This window comes from Sinosporangium siamense (assembly GCF_016863435.1).
In the GTDB taxonomy this organism is placed as follows: domain Bacteria; phylum Actinomycetota; class Actinomycetes; order Streptosporangiales; family Streptosporangiaceae; genus Sinosporangium; species Sinosporangium siamense.
Map to the genome: position 1 here is coordinate 142,916 of NZ_BOOW01000022.1, position 20,792 is coordinate 163,707.

Genomic DNA, 20,792 nt, shown 5'->3' on the forward strand with positions numbered 1-20,792 from the left:
AGACCCAATCCTGCCCGACCATACGCACCTCAAGGTGGAAGATGTTCAACATGAGCAGGCCGAAGACTGCGAAGACGTGGCTAGCTGCCAAATAGGGCAACCACACGGGCCACTTAATCACCCGTTTCGCTGGATAGAAACATCACCGAAAGGGACCTATCACCACTTTCTTATTCGCAAGGGAACCCCCACTCGGCACACGCGACGGCGACCAGGTGACCACCAGGAAGGGCATCCGCACCCGGGGAGGCTGGGAGAGAGCCAAGGCAGCTGGCGCCTTCAGGATGGGACCCCATGGGCCAAACACCCAGTACGGCGAAGCTGCAAACCCAGCGCTCAGCTACATAGAAGGATGTAGGCGAGGTTCGATGTCACGAAGGATGTCACGACGTCGGGCCGACGGGACGATCGTCATGTGACGACCGCGCTGCTCCTGACCTTAATCGCCCTTGCTCTTGTGGACAGCACAAGCTTTGGCACCCTCGGCATTCCCGTATACATGTTGGTCGCCGGCGACCGGCCGCGAACCTCGCGCCTGTTCGTCTACCTCGGCACCCTGACAATCTTCTATTTCCTGGTGGGCGTCGCGCTGCTCCTAGGGCTGTCGGTGTTCATGGAGAACTACGGAGACCTCCTGCGAAGCCCGGCCGCCTATTGGGTCCAGTTCGCGATCGGGGTCGGGCTGTTCGTTCTGAGCTTCCGGTTCACCCCTGAACGATTGGCGAAGAAGGGCAAGCCCCAGCGCACCTTCACCCCGCCCGTGGGCGGAGCGAAAGCCATGGTGCTTCTCGCCTTGACCGCGGGACTCGTCGAAGTGGCGACCATGGCGCCATATCTCGCGGCGATCGGCATGATGAGGGGCGCGTCGCTGACGCTCACACAGTCGCTCCCGCTGCTTGCGGCCTATGTGCTGCTCATGATTGTCCCGGCGCTGTTGCTCATGGGCCTGAGGGGCGTCGCGGGGGTCTGGCTGGAGCCTCTTCTCATCAAGATTCGCGATTGGCTCGCCAAGAACTCGGTTTCCATGATCGGCTGGGCTCTGGCCATCGTCGGATTCCTTGTGGCGCGCGACGCGTTGCCCTACATCATTGACCAGGTCGCTCCAAATATGCTTCCGGAGCTGAGTCCGACGTCCAGCCCGAGCAGATGATTCCCTCGGGCCACCGATCAGGCGCAGTCGCCAATGATCGACGGTGGCCGGGCGAATCACACACAACCACGGCTGAGCACGAGGCCACAGGAGGAATGAGGAGCACGAAGGCTCCCGCAAAGCAGAGAGCACACTCCCACTACGCGCCGGGAAGGGACCTGACCCTGCGATGCCCGGGGTCGTACAGCGGTTCACCCACAATGTCAGCCTTGACCCACGTGCCCGACACCCCCACCTCCACCTGCGCCTCCGCCGCGACCTCAGTCGGCAGATACGCGTACGCGATAGACATGTCCACCCTGTGGCCATACCCCCCGCTAGTGACGCGCGACGTGGGTACACCCCCAACCCGGACCGGTTCACCACCAAGACAGACAAGATCGGGATCGGCGAGCACCAGGCACCGCAGGTCACGAGCGGCCGGGCCGAGTGCGGAGCGGCCGATGAAGTCCTTGCCGAGGTGTACGGCAAAGGCCAGGCCGGCCTCGACCGGGGTGGTTTCGGGGGTGATGTCCAGCCCCCACACCCGGTAGCCCTTTTCCAGCCGCATGGAGTCGATCGCACGATAACCTGCGGGGCTCATGCCGTACGGTGTGCCGGCGTGCATGAGTGCGTCCCAGAGGGTGAGACCGTACTCCGCACGGCAATAGAGCTCCCATCCGAACTCGCCCACAAACGTCACCCGCTGCGCCAGCACGGGCACATGACCGACAGAGATCTCCCGCGCCCGCATATAGCCAAATGTCAGATCGTCATCGGACAGCTCGGACAGGATATGCAACGCCTCCGGCCCCCACAGGCAGTAGCACGCATAGGCGGACGTCACATCGTGTACGGCGAGGCCGTGGCGGCCTAGCCACGCCGCGTCGTGCGGGCCGAAGGCTGTGCCTGTGACCAGGCGGAACCTCTGTTCGCCCAGGCGGGTGACCGTCAGGTCGGCCTCGATGCCGCCGCGCGGGTTGAGGAGCTGGGTGTAGACGACCGAGCCGATGGGCCGGTCGATTCGCCCGGCACAGAGGTGTTCCAGCCTGGTGAGGGCGTCTTGTCCGTCCACTTCGAGTTTGGCGAACGATGTCTGGTCGAAGAGCCCTGCCGTGTCACGGGTCGCCAGGCACTCGGCGCGGATGGCGGGTGACCAGACGCGGCCGGCCCAGCCGGTCGGGCGCCGGGCGTCGGGGGCGTGGTTGGTGGAATACCAGTTGACCCGTTCCCACCCGGCTTTCTCCCCGAAGACTGCGCCGAGTTCGCCTTGCCGTACCCAGGCCGGGGAGCGGCGCAAGGGGCGGGCGGAGGTGCGGTCCTCGCCGGGGTAGACGATGTCGTAGTAAACGCTGTAGGAGTCGAGGGCGCGGGCTTTGGCCCATTGTGGGGAGCGGGCGTGGGGGCCGAAGCGGCGGATGTCCATGCCGAACATGTCGTATTCGGGGGTGCCGTCCACGATCCACTCGGCCATGACCTTGCCGACGCCGCCCGCCGCCGCGAGGCCGTGCACGCAGAAGCCGGCGGCCACCCAGAGGCCACCCACTTGTGTCTCTCCCAGGAGGAACTCCCCATCGGGGGTGAACGCCTCTGGACCGTGCACGGTTTTGACGATGTCGGTGCGATGCAGGACCGGCACACGATGCACCGCCGACTCCCACGATTCACGAAATTTCGGCATATCGGGTGGGAAGAGGGTGCGGGGTGTGGACAACGGCTCCAGGGTGTCCCACACATCAGGTGTACGGATGTATCCCCCAACGAGGATGCCGCCCCCTTCCTCACGGAAGTAGACGATGTTGTCGGGATCACGCACCGTCGGCGTCGTCGGGGGCACATCGCAGGGCGAGGTCACCACATATTGGTGCTTGATCGGCACAACGGGGATATGCACCCCAGCCATCGCCCCCACCCGCCCGGCCGCCGCGCCTGCCGCGTTCACCACCGTGTCCGTCGTCACCTTCGCCACGGACCCATCCACCAGCGCTCGAACCGCTTGTATCCGCCCGTCGTGCACATCGAGCCCGACGACCTCCACTCCGGCGTAGATCCGCACACCGAGTTTCTCCGCCCCCGCCGCCAGCGCGCGGGCCAGCATGGCGGGGTCCAGCCATCCGTCGCCGGGCAACCAGAGCGCCGCCGACACATCGTCCACCCTGAGCATCGGCATCATGGTGCCGATCTCAGCCGGGTTGAGCAGGGCCAGGTCGAGCCCATATGTCTCCGCCGCCCCGGCCTGCCGCCGTAGTTCCTCGGTGCGTTCCGGTGTGGTGGCCAGCCGCAACCCGCCCACGCCATGCCATCCAGGATCAAGGCCGGTGAAGTCCGCCAGCTCCGGATAGAGTCCGGCGGAGTACATGATCATCTTTGTCTGGGTCACCGTCGACCGCAACTGACCGACAAACCCCGCCGAATGCCAGGTGGTGCCCTCGGTCAGCTCATGCCGCTCAAGCAGCACCACATCCGTCCACCCCAGTCGCGCAAGGTGATAGGCGACGGAACATCCGGCCACCCCGCCCCCGATGACGACGGCCTGGGCGCTCTGCGGCAGGGGCGGAGATGACTGAGCCATGCGGACTCCCAACCGGACGGGGCTCCGGCGGCGGGGCGCACAGCCGGCATGGACCTTGTACCCACCCAGAAACCCCCATCTATCTGCTTCGCCCAAGATAAGCCCACAAATAGCTCACATCAGGCCACATGTACCTCCGGTCCGCGATCGCATCGAGTTTTCGCCAATCCAAAAGAGGTAATGGACATTCCCCCGCGCATGGAGGACCATAGGCGAACTAGCGGATCGGCGGTTCGGCCGGTTGTCCCAGGTCGGAGTGGTTTACGCCGTCCGATCGCGCATTTTCCCGCCAACCGGCTCCTCCAGGCGGCACGGCCTGTGAGCCGGGCACTTCCTGCTTTTCCCCGAGAGAAAGCAACGATTAAGCGGCCGCAGCAGAGCGAGGAGAATCAGCCATGCCGGATGCCGCCAAGCGGCCGACCTCAAAGCGCCTCTCGGGGTTTCCCGCTGCGTTGGGTGAGCATTCGGCGTTCGGAGAACTCACCGCCTCCCGGCTGGACGAACTGATCTCCGCCTGGGCCGGTCAGCCTGTGGTGCAGACCCCGATCAAAGGCGGCCTGAGCCATCGCATCTCACGCGTGGACGCCGAGGACGGCACGAGGTGGCTGCTTCGTGTGCTGGATCCCCGGGTCGCCGAGGCGGCGCTCGGCATTCCACTCGAACAAGAGATCGCCAACACCGAACGGGCCGCGGCCGCGGGGGTCGGACCGCAGGTGATCTACCGGCTGCCCGGCCTGCCGGTGTTGCTGCTGGAGTTCCTCGACGGGGTCACGCTGGACGCGGCGGCGGTGCGTGATCCGGAGCTGATTCCCGCCATCGCCGCGGCCTGCCGCACATTGCACGCGGGGCCGCGGTTCGTGAACGACTTCTCCATCTTCGACAAACTCGACCGGTTCCTCGAGTTGTGCGAACGGCACAGCCTGAAGATCCCCGGCGGCTATCTCGACGTGTTGCCCGCGGTGCGTGACCTCAAAGAGACGTTGACCGGGCATCGGCTGCCCTCGGTCCCCTGCCACAACGATCTGCTGCCGCAGAATCTCATCGCGATGAGCCGCACGAGTGTGCGCATCGTCGACTATCAGCTCTCCGGCAACGGCGACCCTGGATTCGAGCTCGGCGACATCGCGGCGGAGGCGGAATACGATCCGGATCTGACGGAGCGGCTGGCCAGGGCATATTTCGGCGCTCCGGACGCCGGGCTCACCGCCAGGGTCCGGCTGTTCCTGACGATGTCCAATCTGGCGTGGACCTTGTGGTTCTCCGTGCATCACGGGCTTTTGAAGGAACAGGCGGCCGACGCCGATTTCGACTACGAGGCGGAGGCCGCCGGGAAGTTCGCCCGTGCCCTGCGCGATCTCGACGACCCCGCTTTCGGCCGGCTCGTCGACGCCATACGCCGCCGATAGGCACGCGACCAGTCATTGAACGCGACCGTCAAGCATGCGGCAAACACAACCCCGGCCGCACACACCCCGCCCACCAGGCGCAAGCCGTACCGGACCTTAGTCTTTGATCGCCAGGCCGGTTGTTCGCGGTTGCGAACAATCACCGGACCTCAGTCCTGGACCACCGGGCCGGCTGTTCGCGGTAACGAACAACCAGGCCCAAGCCGTACCGGACCTCAGTCCCCCTGCACCGCGTCGAAGGCGACGGCGACGGCCTCACGCACGCGGTCCATCGTCGCCTCGACACCTTCCCGCACGACGGACGTCATGTCGACATCGGGCATGCCACAGGCCACCGCCCAGTTCCACGGTGCCAGGTCGCCGTCGACGTTGAGGGCGAAGCCGTGGCTGGTGACGCCCCGGCTTTGCCGCATGCCGATGGACACGATCTTGCGTTGGGTGGCCTTGGTCCAGACTCCGGTCAGGAGTTCGGACCCCGCGGGCGTGTCGCGGCGCTCGGCGGGCAGGCCGAGCACCTCCAGTGCGTCGACCAGGCGGAGTTCGACCTCGCGCACATAGTCGACGATGCCTTCGTTTTGCCCGAGCTTGACGACCAGGTAGCCGACGAGCTGGCCGGGGCCGTGGAATGTGAGTTGTCCGCCCCTGCCCGTGGTCACGATCGGGATGCCCCGGCTCGGGTCGGGCAGGTGTTCGGTGGCCGTGCGCCGGCCTACGGTGTAGACCTGCGGATGGCTCAGCAGCCAGAGGGTGTCGGGGCGCTCGTCACGCTGGCGCTCCGCGACCAGGTGCTCCATGCGCTCCATGGCCGTGCCGTAGTCGACCAGGTCGTCGACGACCAGGGACAACGGCCGAGGGTGTGGCCGGTTCGTCATGGACGCCAGCATACGAGGTGGCTTCGCGCGGGTTTTCGGCCGTCCCTGCCTACCGGCTGGTAGCGACCGGCTCAGTAATGCGCGGCGCGTGCGGGGGCCTTGGGCATGAAGATCCACAAGGCGATGTAGATGAGGAACTGCGGGCCGGGGATGATGCAGGACAGCAGGAAAACGATGCGCACAAGGGTGGGCGGCACGCCCAGCTTGTCCGCGATGCCGCCGCAGACACCGGCGATGATCTTATGCTCCCGGGATCGGTGCACTTCAAACTCCCCCTTGGAAGTCGAACGCCCTCGTCGGACGGATGTCGTTTGTGGTTGACGACTCACCTATGCAACGAGCGAGGTATCAGCGAACGTGCCCCGGGGAACCCTGATAAAACCCTGTCAGGGTAGGCGTCGCAGCCACTCGCGGGCGTAGCCGAACTCCGTCTGGGTGAGCCCCACCCGGGGATCCACCTGAACGAGCAGGAAGTCCCCCACGCCGGGATGCGCCCGGAGATAGTCCTCGTCGGCCGCCCACACCTGGTCGTCGAACCAGACGAACGGCCGCCGACCGACATATTCCGCGATGGCCGGCGTCTTGAACATCTCGCCAAACTGGCCCCGGACGTTGGGCGGCAACTTGATCACCGGTAGCTGGGGCAGGGAGAGCCGGGGGGCAATCCACTCGTTGGCCCAGTGCTCCCACGTGGTGGCCCAGACGAGTTCGGAGCCGGTTTCCACGGCCAGGGAGAGCAGACGTGTGCCATGCCGTGAGTTCAGGAAGACCGTATAGGTCTGCCCTTCCACATGACACTCATATTTCCGGAAGTCCGGCGTGGGCCGCCCAAGCGGGTTGAGCACCCCATCGACGTCGACCAGCAGCAGGGGACGCTCGATCATGCCGACCATCTTGCCGCTCCACCCCCGCAGCGGCGAGAGCGCCCCGTACGGCACAGCCACCCGGCGGCCGGGCCACACCCCGTGCGACAGGCGCAGGGCGCAGCGATCACAAAACGATCAATGACATGTGACCGCACTCCCAGACCGGTCCATCGGTCGAAAAACTACGCCATGTCTCTGGTCGATCACGCCTTATCAGGATAAGTTCCGAAAGGCAGATTTTCAGGGGATCACTCACTCTCTTCTCCTTGGAGGAGCCGCATGCGCCTGAACCTCCGACGACGCATGGTTCAAGCCATTACCGTGGCAACCGTTATGTCCCTGCCCCTCGCCTTGGCCCCAACCGCACAGGCGAGCCCGGTCTCCGACGCACTCGCCCTGCTTCTCACAAAGAAGGTCAAGGGCGAAAACGTGACAAAACACCTGCAGGAGTTCCAGAGAATCGCGGACGCGAACAGCGGCAACCGTGCTGCCGGAACCCCTGGCTATGACAAGTCGCTTGAGTACGCCGCCCAGAAGTTACGCAGGGCCGGATACCGGGTGAGCACTACGGATGTGGAGTTCCCCACCGGATGGGCGGAACTCGCGCCCCCCGAGCTCAACGTGGTGGCCCCCACCCCCAAGACCTACACGCCCAACGTCGACTTCCTCACCGTGGGCTCGTCGGGGTCGGGTGACGTCACCGCCGAAGTCCAGGTGGTCGACGCCGTCCTCCCACCGGGCCCGACCCCCAGCACCTCCACCGCGGGTTGTGAGGCATCCGACTTCGCGGGCTTTGTGGCCGGGCGGATCGCCCTCATTCAGCGGGGCACCTGCCCGTATGTGCAGAAGGCCACCAACGCCAAGGCGGCGGGCGCCGCTGCCGTCGTCTTCTTCAACGAGGGCCAGCCAGGCCGCACCGAAGCCTACAACTTCGACATCGGTGAGTGGCGGTTCGGCATTCCCATCGTCTTCGCCGACTTCGCGGTCGGCAACGAGCTCGCCGCCACCCCCGGCACGCAGCTCCACGTGAAGACCAGCACGCGGGTCGACGTCGGCCGCACCAAGAACCTGATCGCCGAGACCCGCACGGGCGACCCCAACAAGGTCGTCATGGCGGGCGCGCACCTGGACAGTGTGCACGAGGGCGCCGGCATCAACGACAACGGCTCGGGGTCGGCCGGTCTGCTGGAGACCGCCCTGCAGCTCGCCAAGCTCCCGGTCAAGCACAAGGTGCGTTTTGCCTGGTGGGGCGCTGAAGAGCTGGGCCTGCTTGGCTCCAACCAGTATGTCGAGGGGCTCTCCCAGGCCCAGCGCGACAAGATCAAGCTCTACCTCAACTTCGACATGATCGGGTCGCCCAACTTCGGCTACTTCATCTACGACGGCGACAACTCCGACAACGTCGGCTCTCCTGCCGGTCCTCCTGGATCCGCCCAGATCGAGAAGACCTTCGAGCGCTTCTACCAGAAGCGCGACCTGAACTTCCGCGGCACCGACTTCTCCGGTCGCTCTGACTACGGTCCCTTCATCGAGGTCGGCATCCCCGCCGGCGGCCTGTTCACGGGCGCCGAGGGCATCAAGACCCCCGAGGAGGCCACACTGTTCGGCGGCACCGCGGGCCAGGCGTACGACCCCTGCTACCACGCAGCGTGCGATGGCCTCAACAACATCAACGCGACCGCCCTCGACGTGAACTCCGACGCCCTTGCCTGGGCCACCGCGACCTACGCCTACGACCTGTCCGCCATCCCGCCGCGCGCAACGGCGGCTAACACAGCCAAGAGCAGCACGGCCAAGACCGCCGCGACCCAGGTCGCGGTGCCCGAGGGCGCCGCGAGCTGACGCTCCGGCCGACATCCTCACACGGAGCGGACCGCCCGACCAGGCGGTCCGCTCCGCCCCGGTGACGCGCACATCACCCTTTGCGCACAATCGGCACCCCCTTTCATCAGAAGGAAGCACTCATGCGTCTTCTGCGTGGCATCCCCCTGGCCGCGATCCTGGCCATCCCCCTTGTGCTCCCCCTCGCCCCCGCCGCGGCGAACGCCGCGCCCGACATCCCCGTCGCCAACGTCAAGGCCCACCTGACACAGTTCCAGAACATCGCGAGCGCCAACGGCGGCAACCGGGCGCACGGCCGCCCCGGCTACCTGGCCTCGCTCAACTATGTGAAGGGCCTGCTCGACGCGGCCGGCTACACCACCACCGTGCAGTCGTTCACCTACAACGCCGCGACCGGCTATAACCTGATCGCCGACTGGCCGGGCGGCGACCCCAATGACGTGCTGATGACCGGCGCCCACCTCGACGGCGTGACGGCGGGCCCCGGCATCAACGACAACGGCTCCGGCTCCGCCGCGATTCTGGAAACCGCCCTCGAAGTCTCCCGCCAGGGGCTGCAACCCACCAAACACCTGCGTTTCGCTTGGTGGGGAGCCGAGGAGCTGGGTCTGCGCGGCTCGCAGTACTACGTCAACAACCTGCCCGCCGCCGAACGCACAAAGATCAAGGGCTACTTGAACTTCGACATGGTCGGCTCCCCCAACGCCGGTTACTTCGTTTACGACGGGGACAACTCCGACGGCACGGGCGCGGGCCCCGGCCCCGCCGGATCCGCCCAGATCGAGCAGGTCATCCAGAGCTACTTCACCGGCATCGGCGTCGCCACCCGGGGCACCGACTTCGACGGCCGCTCGGACTACGGGCCCTTCATCGCCGTGGGCATTCCCGCGGGCGGCACCTTCACCGGCGCCGAAGGCATCAAGTCGGCCGCCCAGGCATCCCTCTGGGGTGGTACGGCGGGGCAGGCGTTCGACCCGTGTTACCACCGGGCCTGCGACACGACGGCCAACATCAACGACACGGCGCTCGACCGCAACACCGACGCCATCGCCCACTCGGTGTGGACGATCGCGACAAGCACCCCACCCGTGACAGTCTGGCAGGACACCTTCGAGACCGCGACCGGCTGGACCGCGAACCCCGGCGGGTCAGACACCGCCACCTCCGGCCAGTGGGAACGCGGTGACCCCGAGGCCACTACCAGCAGTGGCGCCAAGCAGCTCGGCACCACCGTCAGCGGCGTCAACGACCTGGTCACCGGCCGCCTCGCGGGCACCTCGGCCGGGGCCTACGACCTCGACGGCGGGACGAGCAGCATCCAGTCGCCTCCCGTGACACTCCCGGCGAGCGGCACGCTCAACCTGAGCTTCTCGTGGTATCTCGCCCACGGCACCAACAGCTCCAGCGCCGACTATCTCCGGGTCAAGGTCGTCGGCTCGACCACGAGCCAGGTCTTCCAGCAGCTCGGCGCGGCGTCCAACCGCAACGGCACCTGGGGCACCGCCTCGGCGAACATCTCCGGTTTCGCCGGGCAGACCGTGCGCATCCTCGTCGAGGCCGCCGACGCCTCCACCGCCTCCCTCGTCGAGGCCGGGGTGGACGACGTCAAGATCACGCGGCAGTGACCACGCGGGCCCGTGCCGTACCCTCGGCACGGGCCCCAGCGTTGAGCATGTCCGAGCTGTTACCTGTCGGACCACAGCCGTTCACCGTTCTCCGCTAACCTCTTCGTCGATCACTCTGTGTGATCGACATCACACTGACCACGGAAGGTGCCGCGGGTGATCGGTTGGTTCGAGGCGTTGGTGTTGGGCGTGCTCCAAGGTGTGACGGAGTTCCTGCCCATCTCCTCCAGCGCTCACATCCGCGTGGTGTCGGCCTTTTTCGGGTGGGAGGACCCCGGGGCGGCGTTCACCGCGGTGATCCAGCTCGGCACGGAAGCCGCCGTGCTCATCTACTTCAGACGCGACATCTGGACCATCATGTCGACCTGGACCAGGTCGCTCTGGACCCCTGACCTGCGCAAGGACTCCGCCGCCCGCATGGGGTGGTATGTCATCTTCGGCAGCATCCCGATCGGCGTGCTGGGTCTCGCGTTCAAGGACTCGATCGAGACGACCTTCCGGGACCTGCGGCTGATCGGGGTGACGATGATTGTCTTCGCCCTGTTCCTGTGGCTGGCGGACCGTTTGGCGGGCAATCAGCGCGTCCTGCATCAAGATCTCAACATGCGGCACGCCCTGACATACGGCCTGGCCCAGTCGCTCGCCCTCGTGCCCGGTGTGTCGCGCTCGGGCGGCACGATCAGTGCGGGTTTGCTGCTGAACTACCGGCGCGAGGAGGCCGCGCGTTATTCGTTCCTGCTGGCCATCCCCGCGGTGTTGATGTCGGGGCTTTATGAGTTGTCGGAGATCGGTGGTGAGCGGGCACCCAACTGGGGCCCGACGATCGTGGCGACTCTGGTGTCGTTCGCCATCGGTTATATGGCCATCGCGTGGTTCCTGAAATACATCAGCACCCACAGGTTCACCCTGTTCGTCGTTTACCGCATCATCCTCGGGGTGATCATCATCGGTGCGGTGAGCCTGGGCCTGATCTAGGCCGGCCTGCCGGGTCTGGGCTCGGCGGAGAAGTTCGTCTGAGGCCACCTGCTGGCATAGACGAACACGACCGCGAAAAGAACCCACGCCAGCACATAGGCCGCCGCGTGCCCCCAATCCACGCCCAGGATGTCGGCCGCCACGTGCCGCCCCTCGAAGTAGACCAGCAGGCCGACAGCCGCCCCCGGCAGCAGCCCCCACCAGCGCCGCCACCACAGCTCGTGGACGAGCACCTCGCCCGCCATCAGTGCGATCGGCCCGAGCAGCAGCCACTTCACCCCGCCCGGCGCCTCGGGTGACCCGAAGAACATGGTGATCGCCGCCACGATCACTGCGCCGGCCGTCACGAGCCCGACCGTCAGCCCGAACTCCGCGGGCTCGTCGCGCGGGTCGATATAGGGAAGGTCGTCCGGCTCTGACTCGGGTGTGGGGCGTTGAGACTCATCTGACACAGGACCATTCTGCTTGACGCATCCCGGTGTCCGGAGCGCCCGCGAGCGCGGGAACTCTCCCTTCCCACCGTCGTTGAACTCTGAAACGAGCCCCGAGGAGCTTCTTGAAACCCATCGACCTTCAGACGCAGCAGCGGTTACTCGTGCGGCAGAAGATTACTTTCATGGTCAACCGCTACTCGGTCCATCTGGAGCAGACCGACGGCACTGAGGGCCCGATGGTGGCCTTCGCCGAGCAGAAGCGCATGACCTTTAAAGAGCAGGTCACCATTTACACCGACGAATCCCGCACCGGCGTGCTCGCAGGGTTCAGGGCCCGCAACGTCATCGACCTCGGCAGCGGCTACGACGTGCTCGACGGCGACAACGCCTCCATCGGCTCCTTCCGCAAGGACTTCGCCTCCTCCCTGCTCCGCTCCACCTGGCACTTCGAGCAGGGCGGGCTGCCCACTCTCACCGGCACCGAGCGCAGCCTCCCCGTCGCCCTCATCCGCCGCGTCGCCGACGCGCTGTCGTGGTTGCCCTACCACTTCGACTTCCGCCGCGGCGACGCCGTGGCCTTCTCGTGTGAGCGCCGCTGGGGCATCACCGACCGCTACACGGTGGACATCCACGAGCCCCGTCTGGACCGCAGACTCGTGATCGCCATGGCCATCGCGCTGGACGCCCTCCAGAGCCGCTAAGCCGGCGTTCCCGCCGCCCCGCTGGGAGCGGCCAGGGGTTGTCCACAGGTTGTGGACAACCCCTTTTTCGTCTCCGCGCGGTTATCGCGATGACCGAGCCGCGGACGTGCGGAGATCGGCAACGCTCCGGAGCCGGGAGAACACGCGCCCCTTATCCACAGGCTGTGGATAAAAGAGCTCAGATACCGACCGGATGCCAGACCGTCTTGGTCTCCAGGAAGGCGGTCATCCGGGTGATGTCGGGCTCGACGGTCCAGTCGGGTGTGGAGGGACGGAGAACACGCTTGAGGTTCTCCGCGGCCTCCTCCTCGCAGCGGCGGGCGAGCTCGGGATCTCCGACACCGGTCAGGTCGAGGGCGTTGACGTCCATGTGGGCGGCGAGCCCGGGAGCGAGCTCGGCGGTGCGGCCAGTGAGGATGTTGACGACGCCGCCCGGCAGGTCGGAGGTGGCGAGCACCTCGGCCAGTGTGATGGACGGCAGGGGAAACCGCTCGGAGGCGACGACGACGCAGGTGTTGCCCGTGACGACGACAGGGGCGACGACCGAGACGAGCCCGAGGAGGGGATCCTCGGGTGCGACCACCGCCACGACCCCGGTGGGCTCCGGGGTGGAGAGGTTGAAGTACGGCCCCGCCACCGGATTGGCCGCCCCGCGCACAGCGCCGATCTTGTCCGACCACCCGGCATACCAGACCAGCCGGTCGACCGCGGCGTCCACGGTCTCCCCGGCCTTCTTCGCCGAGAGCCCGCCGACTTCGACGAGCTCGGCCACGAACTGCGCCCTGCGCCCTTCGAGCATCTCGGCGATGCGATAGAGGATCTGCCCCCGGTTGTACGGCGTGGCCCCGGACCACCCCGGAAACGCCTTACGGGCGGCGCTCACGGCGTCACGGGCGTCCTTGCGGGAGGCTCGGGAGGCGTTGGCCAGGAAGTCGCCCTTGGTGGAGGACACGACATATGACCTTCCGCTCTCGGAGCGGGGGAAGGCCCCGCCGATGAACAGTTTGTAGGTCTTACGCACGGCCAGCCGGGAAGGCCGCTCGGCGTCGCTCCGGGAAGCCTTACTCATTGCCGCGTCCTCTCCACATGGTCTGCTCGGCCGAGCGCACGGGCACGAAAACCTGGGCGCACCTGCTCACGCCGCACCTGTGGGCGAACCATCCGCGCAGCGGCGGACGCCCTGCCCTCGCGTAGCCGTGGCCCCTGGTGCTCTGCGCCCGCCGTGCGGTGCGGCGTATCCTGCGGTGTTCACACATTGAGATACGCCTCCAATCCGTGCACTCCGCCTTCGCGGCCGTAGCCGGACTCCTTGTAGCCGCCGAACGGCGAAGCCGGGTCGAACTTATTGAAGGTGTTGGCCCAGACGACGCCGGCGCGAAGCCGGTCGGCCATCCACAGGATGCGTGACCCCTTTTCCGTCCACACCCCGGCGGACAGTCCGTACGGCGAGTTGTTGGCCTTTTCCACTGCTTCGGCGGGGGTGCGGAAGGTGAGCACGGACAGGACCGGGCCGAAGATCTCCTCACGGGCGATGCGGTGTGATTGCGCCACGCCGGTGAAGAGCGTCGGGGGGAACCAGAAGCCCCGGTCTGGAAGGGTGCAGGGTGGCGACCAGCGCTGCGCCCCCTCCTGCTCGCCGATGTCCGACAGTTCGCGGATCTTGGCGAGCTGGGCAGCGGAGTTGATCGCGCCGATGTCGGTGTTCTTGTCGAGCGGGTCGCCCAGGCGCAGCGTGGTGAGGCGGCGTTTCAGCGCGGTAAGCACCTCGTCCGCGACGGACTCCTGCACGAGGAGGCGCGAGCCGGCGCAGCAGACGTGCCCCTGGTTGAAGAAGATGCCGTTGACGATGCCCTCGACGGCCTGATCGATCGCCGCGTCCTCGAAGACGATGTTGGCGGCCTTGCCGCCGAGTTCGAGGGTGAGTCTTTTGCCGGTGCCGGCGACCTGCCGGGCGATGAGCCGGCCCACCTCGGTGGAGCCGGTGAAGGCGACCTTGTTCACATCGGGGTGGCGCACAAGCGCGGCGCCGGTCTCGCCGGCGCCGGTGACGATGTTGACGACGCCGGGCGGCAGGTCGGCCTGGCGGCAGATCTCGGCGAAGGCCAGGGCGGTGAGCGGGGTGGTCTCGGCCGGTTTGAGCACGACCGTGTTGCCGCAGGCGAGCGCGGGGGCGATCTTCCAGGCCAGCATCAGCAGCGGGAAGTTCCACGGGATGACCTGAGCGGCCACACCCAGGGCACGTGGGCTCTCGCCGTACCCCGCGTAGCGTAGTTTGTCGGCCCAACCCGCGTAGTAGAAGAAATGCGCGGCGACGAGGGGAAGGTCCACGTCACGGGACTCACGGATGGGTTTGCCGTTGTCGAGGGTCTCCAGCACGGCCAGTTCCCTGGCGCGCTCCTGGATTATCCGGGCGATGCGGAAGAGATACTTGGCCCGTTCGCGGCCCGGCAGGGTGCTCCAGACCTCGTCATATGCCTTGCGCGCCGCCTGGACGGCCCGGTCCACGTCGGCCTCGGTCGCCAGGGCGACCTCCGAGAGCACCTCTTCGGAGGCGGGGTTGACGGTCTTGATCCTGTCGTCGCCGAGGGACTCGACCCATTCGCCGTTGACGAACAGGTTGTAGGCGGAGGGGATGTCGACGACGTCGCGCGACTCAGGCGCCGGTGCGTATTCAAACATGGGCGCCTCAGTCCAGGGTGAAGTAGTCGGGGCCCGCGTAACGGCCTGTGGTGAGCTTCTGCCGCTGCATGAGCAGGTCGTTCAGGAGCGAGGAGGCGCCCAGTCTGAACCACTCGGGACTCAGCCAGTCGTCTCCTGCCGTCTCCTTGACCAGGACGAGGTTCTTGACGGCGTCCTTGGTGGTGCGGATGCCGCCGGCGGGCTTCACACCGACCATGCGCCCGGTGCGCAGCCGGAAGTCGCGCACGGCCTCCAGCATGATCAAGGTCACGGGGAGCGTCGCCGCGGGGGCGACCTTGCCGGTGGAGGTCTTGATGAAGTCGGCGCCCGCGATCATGGCCAGCCAGGAGGCCCGGCGTACGTTGTCGTAGGTCGCGAGCTCCCCGGTCTCCAAAATCACCTTAAGGTGGGCCGTGGCGCACGCCGCCTTGATGGCGACGATCTCGTCATACACCTTCGTATAGTCCCCGGAGAGGAACGCGCCGCGGTCGATCACCATATCGATCTCGTCGGCCCCGGCCTCGACCGCCATCGTGGTGTCGGCGACCTTGACCGCAAGGGACGAACGCCCGCTGGGGAAGGCCGTGGCCACGCTCGCGACCTTCACACCGGTCCCGGCAAGAGCGCGTACGGCATGAGCCACCATGTCCGGATAAACACAGACTGCGGCGACGCGGGGGACAGAAGTGTCGGTGGGGTCTGGATGGATGGCTTTGGCGCACATGGCGCGGACCTTGCCTACGGTGTCCGATCCCTCCAACGTGGTGAGATCCACCATGGAGATCGCGAGGTCGATGGCCTGGGCCTTCGCCGTCGTCTTGATCGAACGCGTGGCCAGCGCCGCGGCCCGCTGATCGGCACCGACGCGGTCGACACCCGGCAAGCCGTGCAGGAAGCCTCGCAGTGTGACATCTGACGACGCCACGTCCACGAGTGAGGTAGTCACTGTTGACACCTCACCAGCATGCCGACCCAGGTCATGGATTCCAAACCGGAACTGGACCGGAATGGTCCCGACTTTTCATCAGCTTTCACCCATATCACCTCAGTCCCGGGCCGAAAAGGCCCGGGACCTAGGGCAACCTCGGAGATTCAGCCGTAAGAGAGAACAAGCTGCCGGCCGCCACTTTGTACGGTGGCCCACATCTTCGTCGTGCCCGGAACATTGGCCAGCGCCCGCACCTCTCCCCCCTTAGGCAGCGGAAGCGTGACCCTGAGCCATCGACCGGCCGCCGACAGGTGCGTCAGCCCCACACTGCCCTCCTCGGCCAGCCACAACCCCCCTCTCCCATCGGAAACCGCCTGAATGTAGGCCACGCCCGTCGTCCGGTGCGGCAGCCGGGTCCAGACCCGGCCGTCCCAGCGCAGCACAAGCCCCTGCCGGTTGACCCGCCCGGCCTCGTCGTATGAGGTGACCGTCCCCACCGCGTACACACGATCGCGATCGAGCACCGCGAGGTCGTTGAGCTCGGCGTGGGTGCCCTCGTCCGGCGCGAGCACAGGCAGCGGCACCACGCTCCAGCGCCTGCCGTCCCAGTGCATCGCCGCGGGCAGCCGCTCCCCGTCATAGCCGAGGTTGCGCTCCCCCGGGCTGCTCAGCGCCCACACGTCCTTCTCCGACACGGCCGCGAGCGTCGAGACCGGGCGCGGGGGCTCGACGGTGCGCCACTTCGCGCCGTCCCAGCGCCACAACACGTCGGTCATCCCCGCCGCGCCGAGCCGCAGACCCGACACCCAGGTCTCGTCACCGGCGATCGCCGCGTCCGTCGCGTGCGCCCCCTCGACGTTGATCGCGCGCCGGGTCCAGGTGATGCCGTTCCAGTGGCGGACGTCGACACTCGACGTGCTTTCCAGGAACTGCCACTCGTCCCCGGCTCCCGTGGCGCGGACGAGGTACGGCACAGCACCCTCGGCCGGAGGATTCGGGTCAGGCCCCCAGGCTTGGCCGTTCCAGCGCAGCAGGGGCAGGCCGGTCCTGGTAATCCAGGCGTCGGTCGGCGACACCGCGCCGACGTCGGCGAACGCGCCGAGAGTGCGCCGCCCGGACAGGACGACCCGCCACCCTTCGCCCGCGGCGGGCGTGGAATCGGCGGGACGGGTTATGTGGTGAGCCGTGCGCGGCGCCTCGGCCGCGACGGCGGGAGCGAGAACGAACATGCCTCCGGCGAGCAGCGCGGAGGTCGCAGTGATGATCGTGAATAGCCTCACGAGGCATCATCGTCGCTGGTCTAAGGCAGTAAGGCGGCATGTCCTAGGTAGTCCGGAGCCGAAGGTTGCGCAAGAGATAGGGCATCCGCCGGATGTGAAGGGTGACGCCTTAGCCGCACCCTTGAGGATGTCAGGGTTTTCAGGTTCTAAGGAAGGAACGACAGTGGGCCCCGAGCTCCACTTGCAGCTAATCCTCAATCGCGTGGACGAACTACGCGAGGAGGCCGCCCGGCACCGCAGGGTGCGCGAGGCGATCAAGTCGAGGAAGAACCGCACCGGCGAGGTCCGGCGGCGGTCGCTGTTCGGCAGGACGCCGAACACATGAACCAGTCACGTGTGCCCGGCCGCATCCTCCCTCGCGGCCGGGCCCTTCAGCCCCCTTGAGGATTGATCAAGCCGTCTACGGGACAGGGCCTATCTCCCCAGGACACGACGTCTATCCGCCTCCGGCAGAGCACCTATCCGCCTTCGGCACGGCGCCGATCTGCCTAGGGCACAGCGCCTATGCGCCTATGCGCCTACGGCTTAATGGGGGAGAAATACCACCAAAAGGCATGACATGCTGGACGACATGATAGGTCGGGTGGTTAGCCCCGTCTTCGTCGGGCGGGAAGCTGAGCTCTCCGGCCTAGCCGACGCTTTGGCTCAGTCCCGAACCAATGCCGCTTCCGCCGTACTCCTGGCAGGGGAGGCGGGCATCGGGAAGACGCGGCTGGTGCAGCGATTCATGGAACAAGCCGCACGTGAGGGCGCACATGTGCTCGCCGGCGGCTGCGTCGAGCTCTCCTCGGAAGGGTTGGCGTACGCACCGTTCACTGCGGCGTTGCGCCAGCTCGTCCGGGAGACCGGCGCCGAAGGAGTCAAGGCACTGCTCCCCGAGGGTGCCTCGCGGGACTTCTCCCGCCTGCTGCCGGAGTTCGGCACCCCCGACGGCGACGTCGAGACCGACGTAAGCCGGGCCAGGCTGTTCGAGCAGTTCCTCACCCTGCTGGAAAGGCTCGCGGAACACCGCTCGGTGGTCTTGGTCATCGAGGACATCCACTGGGCGGACCGCTCCAGCCGCGACCTCATCGCCTTCCTCAGCCGCAACCTGCGCGCCGCGCAAGTGCTGATGGTGCTCACCTACCGCTCCGACGACCTCCACCGGCAACATCCGCTGCGGCCCGTGCTCGCCGAGCTCACCCGGCTCGAAGGGGTGATGCGTCTCACGCTCCCCCGGCTCACCAAAGACGAGGTCTCCGCGCAGATGGCCGGAATCCTCGGCAAAGCCCCTGAGTACGCACAGGTGACCAGGGTCTACGACCGCAGCGAGGGCATCCCGCTGTTCGTCGAGAGCCTGGTCGACTGCGACGACGGCACGTGTTTTCCCACCTCGCTGCACGAGCTCATCATCGGCACCTTCGAACGGTTACCAGAGGCGACCCAGCAGGTCCTGCGCGTCGCCGCGGCCGGCGGCACCCAGATCAAACACGCGCTGCTGGCGGCGGTGAGCGGCCTTTCCGACATGGATCTGGAAAAGGCGCTGCGGCCGGCGGTCGACGCCAACGTCATCCAGGTGACCGACAGCCGCGCTTATGCGTTCCGGCACGCTCTCATCCGCGAAGCCGTACACGACGAACTGCTGCCGGGAGAACACACGCGGCTGCACGCCCGCTACGCCGAGGAGATCGACCGCGACCGCACGCTGGTCCCGCGCGGCCGGGCCTCGGTGGAGATCGCCCACCACTGGTATGCCGCCCGCGACGACCTGTGGGCCCTCATCTCGGCGTGGAATGCCGCGCAGAAGTCGGCCGCGGCCCTCGCCTACACCGAGCAGATGAAGATGCTCGAACGTGTGCTCACGCTCTGGGACAAGATCCCCGACGCGGCCGAACGTATCGGGGCCGACCACGTCACCGTGCTTGAGCGCGCTTCCAAGGCCGCGCATTCCGGCGGTGACATGGACAGGAGCATGCGTTTCGCCAAGGCGGCGCTGAGGGAGCTCGACGAGAAGGCCGAGCCCGAGCGGGTCGCCGAGCTGGTCGTGCTCATCTCCCACTGCAAGATCCAAAAGCGCAAGCCCGGTGTGCTGGAGGACCTGCGCCACGCCGAGAGCCTTGTGCCGCTGCCAAGTCTCGCCCGGGCCAACGTGCTCAACCGGCTGGGCTTCTATCTCATCTTCCGCGGCGACGTGATCGAGGGCACCGCCCTCACCCAGGAGGCGCTGCGCCTCGCCCGCGCCGAGGGCGACCCCATCCTGGAGGCCGACCTCGTGCTCAACCTCGGCATCGGTCAGGCGATGCGCGGCGACCTGCGGGCCCAGCAGGCCACCAACGAGATAGCCGGGAAGATCGGCGAACGCGTGGGCTCTCCCCGGCTCAGGCTCCGCGCACTCGGCAACTCCGTGGACGCGCTCAACAACCTGGGCCGTTCGGAAGAGGCCGTCGTGGTGGCTCAGAAGGGCGAGAAACTCGCCCGCGAATTCGGCCTTTACCGGGTCTCCGGCATTTTCATCGCCAACAACCGCGCGGAGGCGCTTGAAGCGCTCGGCAGGTTCGACGAGGCGATCGAGATCATCGATCAGATGCTCGCCATGGACCCGACGCTCCGCACCCGCCATCACCTGCTGCGGGTGCGCGCCGACATCGCGCTGGCACGCGGCGAGGCCGACCTGCTGGAGACCATCCTCGTCGAGGTCGGCGGCCTGACGCTGGCCGACGGCTTCATCCAGGAGCTCAACACCAACGCCCGGCTCATGATCGGACGCGATCTGCTCAACGACGATCCCGCCGCGGCGCTGCGTACGGCGGAGCAGGCCATGCGGATCACCTCGGCGAACAAGCCGATGCTCGGCTGGCGTCTGCTCTCCACCGTGGCCGCCACCTGCGACCTCGCGATGGCCGTGGACCCCGAGCGGGCGGCAGCCGTACGCGCCGCAGCGGACAACACCGTCACCCACATGACGGTGAACAGCCCCGTGGCGGAGGGTTATCGGCTGCTTTATCGCGGGAAGTACGACGAGTCGGTCGCGATCTGGAGCACGCTCAGACGTCCGTACAGCAAGGCCAGGGCACTCTACCTCGCCGCAGAAGCCGCCGCGCGAAAGGGAGATCGGGAGAGGGCGGCGGCGCGGTTGAATGAGTTGCACCCGATCGTCACCGAGCTTAAGGCGGTGCCGCTCCTCGCGGCAGCCGAGACCTTGAGCCGCAGGCTGGGGGTGGTCCTGGGGGGCAAGCCGCAGCTCCCGCCGGCGGCTGCCTGTTCGCTGACGCCGCGCGAGCTGGAGGTGCTGCGCCTGGTCGCCCAGGGGCGGTCGAACCGCGACATCGCCGGGGAGTTGTTCATCTCGGCCAAGACGGTGAGTGTGCACGTCTCGAACATCTTGAGCAAGCTCACGGTCTCCTCCCGGGGAGAGGCGGCGGCTGCCGCACACCGCCTTTCCTTGCTGGGCTGACCCCTGCTGGACCGATCCCGGCCCGACCGGCCGGCGCGGACCTTTCGGGG

General features: G+C 67.0%; 17 protein-coding genes. 8 read left to right on the forward strand and 9 right to left on the reverse strand.

Annotation, left to right across the window (positions count from 1 at the left end; genetic code table 11):
* The first annotated feature begins 415 nt into the window (after positions 1 to 415).
* Positions 416 to 1,150 carry a GAP family protein gene (locus Ssi02_RS17965; protein WP_204026889.1) on the forward strand — a complete coding sequence of 245 codons (735 nt, stop codon included), beginning with the start codon at positions 416 to 418 and terminating at the stop codon, positions 1,148 to 1,150.
* Positions 1,151 to 1,289: 139 nt separating this feature from the next.
* On the opposite strand, the gene Ssi02_RS17970 is transcribed toward Ssi02_RS17965, so the two are convergent.
* Positions 1,290 to 3,701 carry a GcvT family protein gene (locus Ssi02_RS17970; RefSeq protein ID WP_204026891.1) on the reverse strand — a complete coding sequence of 804 codons (2,412 nt, stop codon included), beginning with the start codon at positions 3,699 to 3,701 and terminating at the stop codon, positions 1,290 to 1,292.
* Between the two features lie 395 nt (positions 3,702 to 4,096).
* Here Ssi02_RS17970 and Ssi02_RS17975 point away from each other — a divergent pair, with 395 nt between their 5' ends.
* On the forward strand, positions 4,097 to 5,107 hold the full coding sequence (locus Ssi02_RS17975; protein WP_204026893.1) for a phosphotransferase: 1,011 nt from the start codon (positions 4,097 to 4,099) through the stop codon (positions 5,105 to 5,107).
* A gap of 215 nt (positions 5,108 to 5,322) precedes the next feature.
* Here the strand turns inward: Ssi02_RS17975 and lipB are convergent, their stop codons facing one another.
* The 3 genes from lipB to Ssi02_RS17990 form a co-directional block, all read right to left on the reverse strand.
* Positions 5,323 to 5,979: a lipoyl(octanoyl) transferase LipB gene (gene lipB / locus Ssi02_RS17980; protein ID WP_204026895.1), complete on the reverse strand. Its 657-nt coding sequence runs from the start codon at positions 5,977 to 5,979 to the stop codon at positions 5,323 to 5,325.
* 71 nt (positions 5,980 to 6,050) lie between these two features.
* Positions 6,051 to 6,242: a PspC domain-containing protein gene (locus Ssi02_RS17985; RefSeq protein ID WP_204026897.1), complete on the reverse strand. Its 192-nt coding sequence runs from the start codon at positions 6,240 to 6,242 to the stop codon at positions 6,051 to 6,053.
* Positions 6,243 to 6,365: 123 nt separating this feature from the next.
* On the reverse strand, positions 6,366 to 6,863 hold the full coding sequence (locus Ssi02_RS17990; protein WP_204026899.1) for an HAD domain-containing protein: 498 nt from the start codon (positions 6,861 to 6,863) through the stop codon (positions 6,366 to 6,368).
* 411 nt (positions 6,864 to 7,274) lie between these two features.
* On the opposite strand from Ssi02_RS17990, the gene Ssi02_RS17995 reads away from it, so the two are divergent.
* The 3 genes from Ssi02_RS17995 to Ssi02_RS18005 all read left to right on the forward strand — a co-directional run bounded on the left by Ssi02_RS17995 (position 7,275) and on the right by Ssi02_RS18005 (position 11,287).
* Positions 7,275 to 8,687 carry a M28 family metallopeptidase gene (locus Ssi02_RS17995; RefSeq protein ID WP_239129002.1) on the forward strand — a complete coding sequence of 471 codons (1,413 nt, stop codon included), beginning with the start codon at positions 7,275 to 7,277 and terminating at the stop codon, positions 8,685 to 8,687.
* Between the two features lie 122 nt (positions 8,688 to 8,809).
* Positions 8,810 to 10,312: a M28 family metallopeptidase gene (locus Ssi02_RS18000; protein WP_204026904.1), complete on the forward strand. Its 1,503-nt coding sequence runs from the start codon at positions 8,810 to 8,812 to the stop codon at positions 10,310 to 10,312.
* Positions 10,313 to 10,468: 156 nt separating this feature from the next.
* Positions 10,469 to 11,287, forward strand: a complete 819-nt coding sequence (locus Ssi02_RS18005) for an undecaprenyl-diphosphate phosphatase (RefSeq protein ID WP_239129003.1) — start codon at positions 10,469 to 10,471, stop codon at positions 11,285 to 11,287.
* On the opposite strand, the gene Ssi02_RS18010 is transcribed toward Ssi02_RS18005, so the two are convergent.
* Positions 11,284 to 11,739: a hypothetical protein gene (locus Ssi02_RS18010; protein ID WP_204026908.1), complete on the reverse strand. Its 456-nt coding sequence runs from the start codon at positions 11,737 to 11,739 to the stop codon at positions 11,284 to 11,286. The two genes, Ssi02_RS18005 and Ssi02_RS18010, sit on opposite strands and share 4 nt — an antisense overlap.
* Positions 11,740 to 11,843: 104 nt before the next feature.
* Here Ssi02_RS18010 and Ssi02_RS18015 point away from each other — a divergent pair, with 104 nt between their 5' ends.
* Positions 11,844 to 12,422 carry an LURP-one-related family protein gene (locus Ssi02_RS18015; protein ID WP_239129004.1) on the forward strand — a complete coding sequence of 193 codons (579 nt, stop codon included), beginning with the start codon at positions 11,844 to 11,846 and terminating at the stop codon, positions 12,420 to 12,422.
* Positions 12,423 to 12,600: 178 nt separating this feature from the next.
* On the opposite strand, the gene Ssi02_RS18020 is transcribed toward Ssi02_RS18015, so the two are convergent.
* From Ssi02_RS18020 to Ssi02_RS18035, 4 genes are all read right to left on the reverse strand, one after another.
* On the reverse strand, positions 12,601 to 13,491 hold the full coding sequence (locus tag Ssi02_RS18020; RefSeq protein ID WP_204026910.1) for an aldehyde dehydrogenase family protein: 891 nt from the start codon (positions 13,489 to 13,491) through the stop codon (positions 12,601 to 12,603).
* Positions 13,492 to 13,670: 179 nt separating this feature from the next.
* Positions 13,671 to 15,101, reverse strand: a complete 1,431-nt coding sequence (locus Ssi02_RS18025) for an aldehyde dehydrogenase family protein (RefSeq protein WP_204026912.1) — start codon at positions 15,099 to 15,101, stop codon at positions 13,671 to 13,673.
* 7 nt (positions 15,102 to 15,108) lie between these two features.
* Positions 15,109 to 16,047, reverse strand: coding sequence for a deoxyribose-phosphate aldolase (gene deoC / locus Ssi02_RS18030; protein ID WP_204026914.1), 939 nt, complete (start codon positions 16,045 to 16,047; stop codon positions 15,109 to 15,111).
* Positions 16,048 to 16,193: 146 nt separating this feature from the next.
* A complete protein-coding gene (locus tag Ssi02_RS18035) occupies positions 16,194 to 17,309 on the reverse strand; it encodes a hypothetical protein (protein WP_204026916.1) in 1,116 nt (371 codons plus the stop codon).
* 163 nt (positions 17,310 to 17,472) lie between these two features.
* On the opposite strand from Ssi02_RS18035, the gene Ssi02_RS18040 reads away from it, so the two are divergent.
* Complete coding sequence (locus tag Ssi02_RS18040) at positions 17,473 to 17,634, forward strand: hypothetical protein (protein ID WP_204026918.1); 162 nt, start codon at positions 17,473 to 17,475, stop codon at positions 17,632 to 17,634.
* Positions 17,635 to 17,892: 258 nt separating this feature from the next.
* Positions 17,893 to 20,742: a helix-turn-helix transcriptional regulator gene (locus Ssi02_RS18045; RefSeq protein WP_239129005.1), complete on the forward strand. Its 2,850-nt coding sequence runs from the start codon at positions 17,893 to 17,895 to the stop codon at positions 20,740 to 20,742.
* Positions 20,743 to 20,792: the final 50 nt, after the last annotated feature.

What these genes read in the sequence shown, in the direction of transcription:
- Ssi02_RS17970 (WP_204026891.1), bottom strand. Translation starts at nt 3,701, where the DNA reads ATGGCTCAGTCATCTCCGCCCCTGCCGCAGAGCGCCCAGGCCGTCGTC.
- Ssi02_RS17975 (WP_204026893.1), top strand. Translation starts at nt 4,097, where the DNA reads ATGCCGGATGCCGCCAAGCGGCCGACCTCAAAGCGCCTCTCGGGGTTT.
- lipB (WP_204026895.1), bottom strand. Translation starts at nt 5,979, where the DNA reads ATGACGAACCGGCCACACCCTCGGCCGTTGTCCCTGGTCGTCGACGAC.
- Ssi02_RS17990 (WP_204026899.1), bottom strand. Translation starts at nt 6,863, where the DNA reads ATGATCGAGCGTCCCCTGCTGCTGGTCGACGTCGATGGGGTGCTCAAC.
- Ssi02_RS18000 (WP_204026904.1), top strand. Translation starts at nt 8,810, where the DNA reads ATGCGTCTTCTGCGTGGCATCCCCCTGGCCGCGATCCTGGCCATCCCC.
- Ssi02_RS18020 (WP_204026910.1), bottom strand. Translation starts at nt 13,491, where the DNA reads ATGAGTAAGGCTTCCCGGAGCGACGCCGAGCGGCCTTCCCGGCTGGCC.
- Ssi02_RS18025 (WP_204026912.1), bottom strand. Translation starts at nt 15,101, where the DNA reads ATGTTTGAATACGCACCGGCGCCTGAGTCGCGCGACGTCGTCGACATC.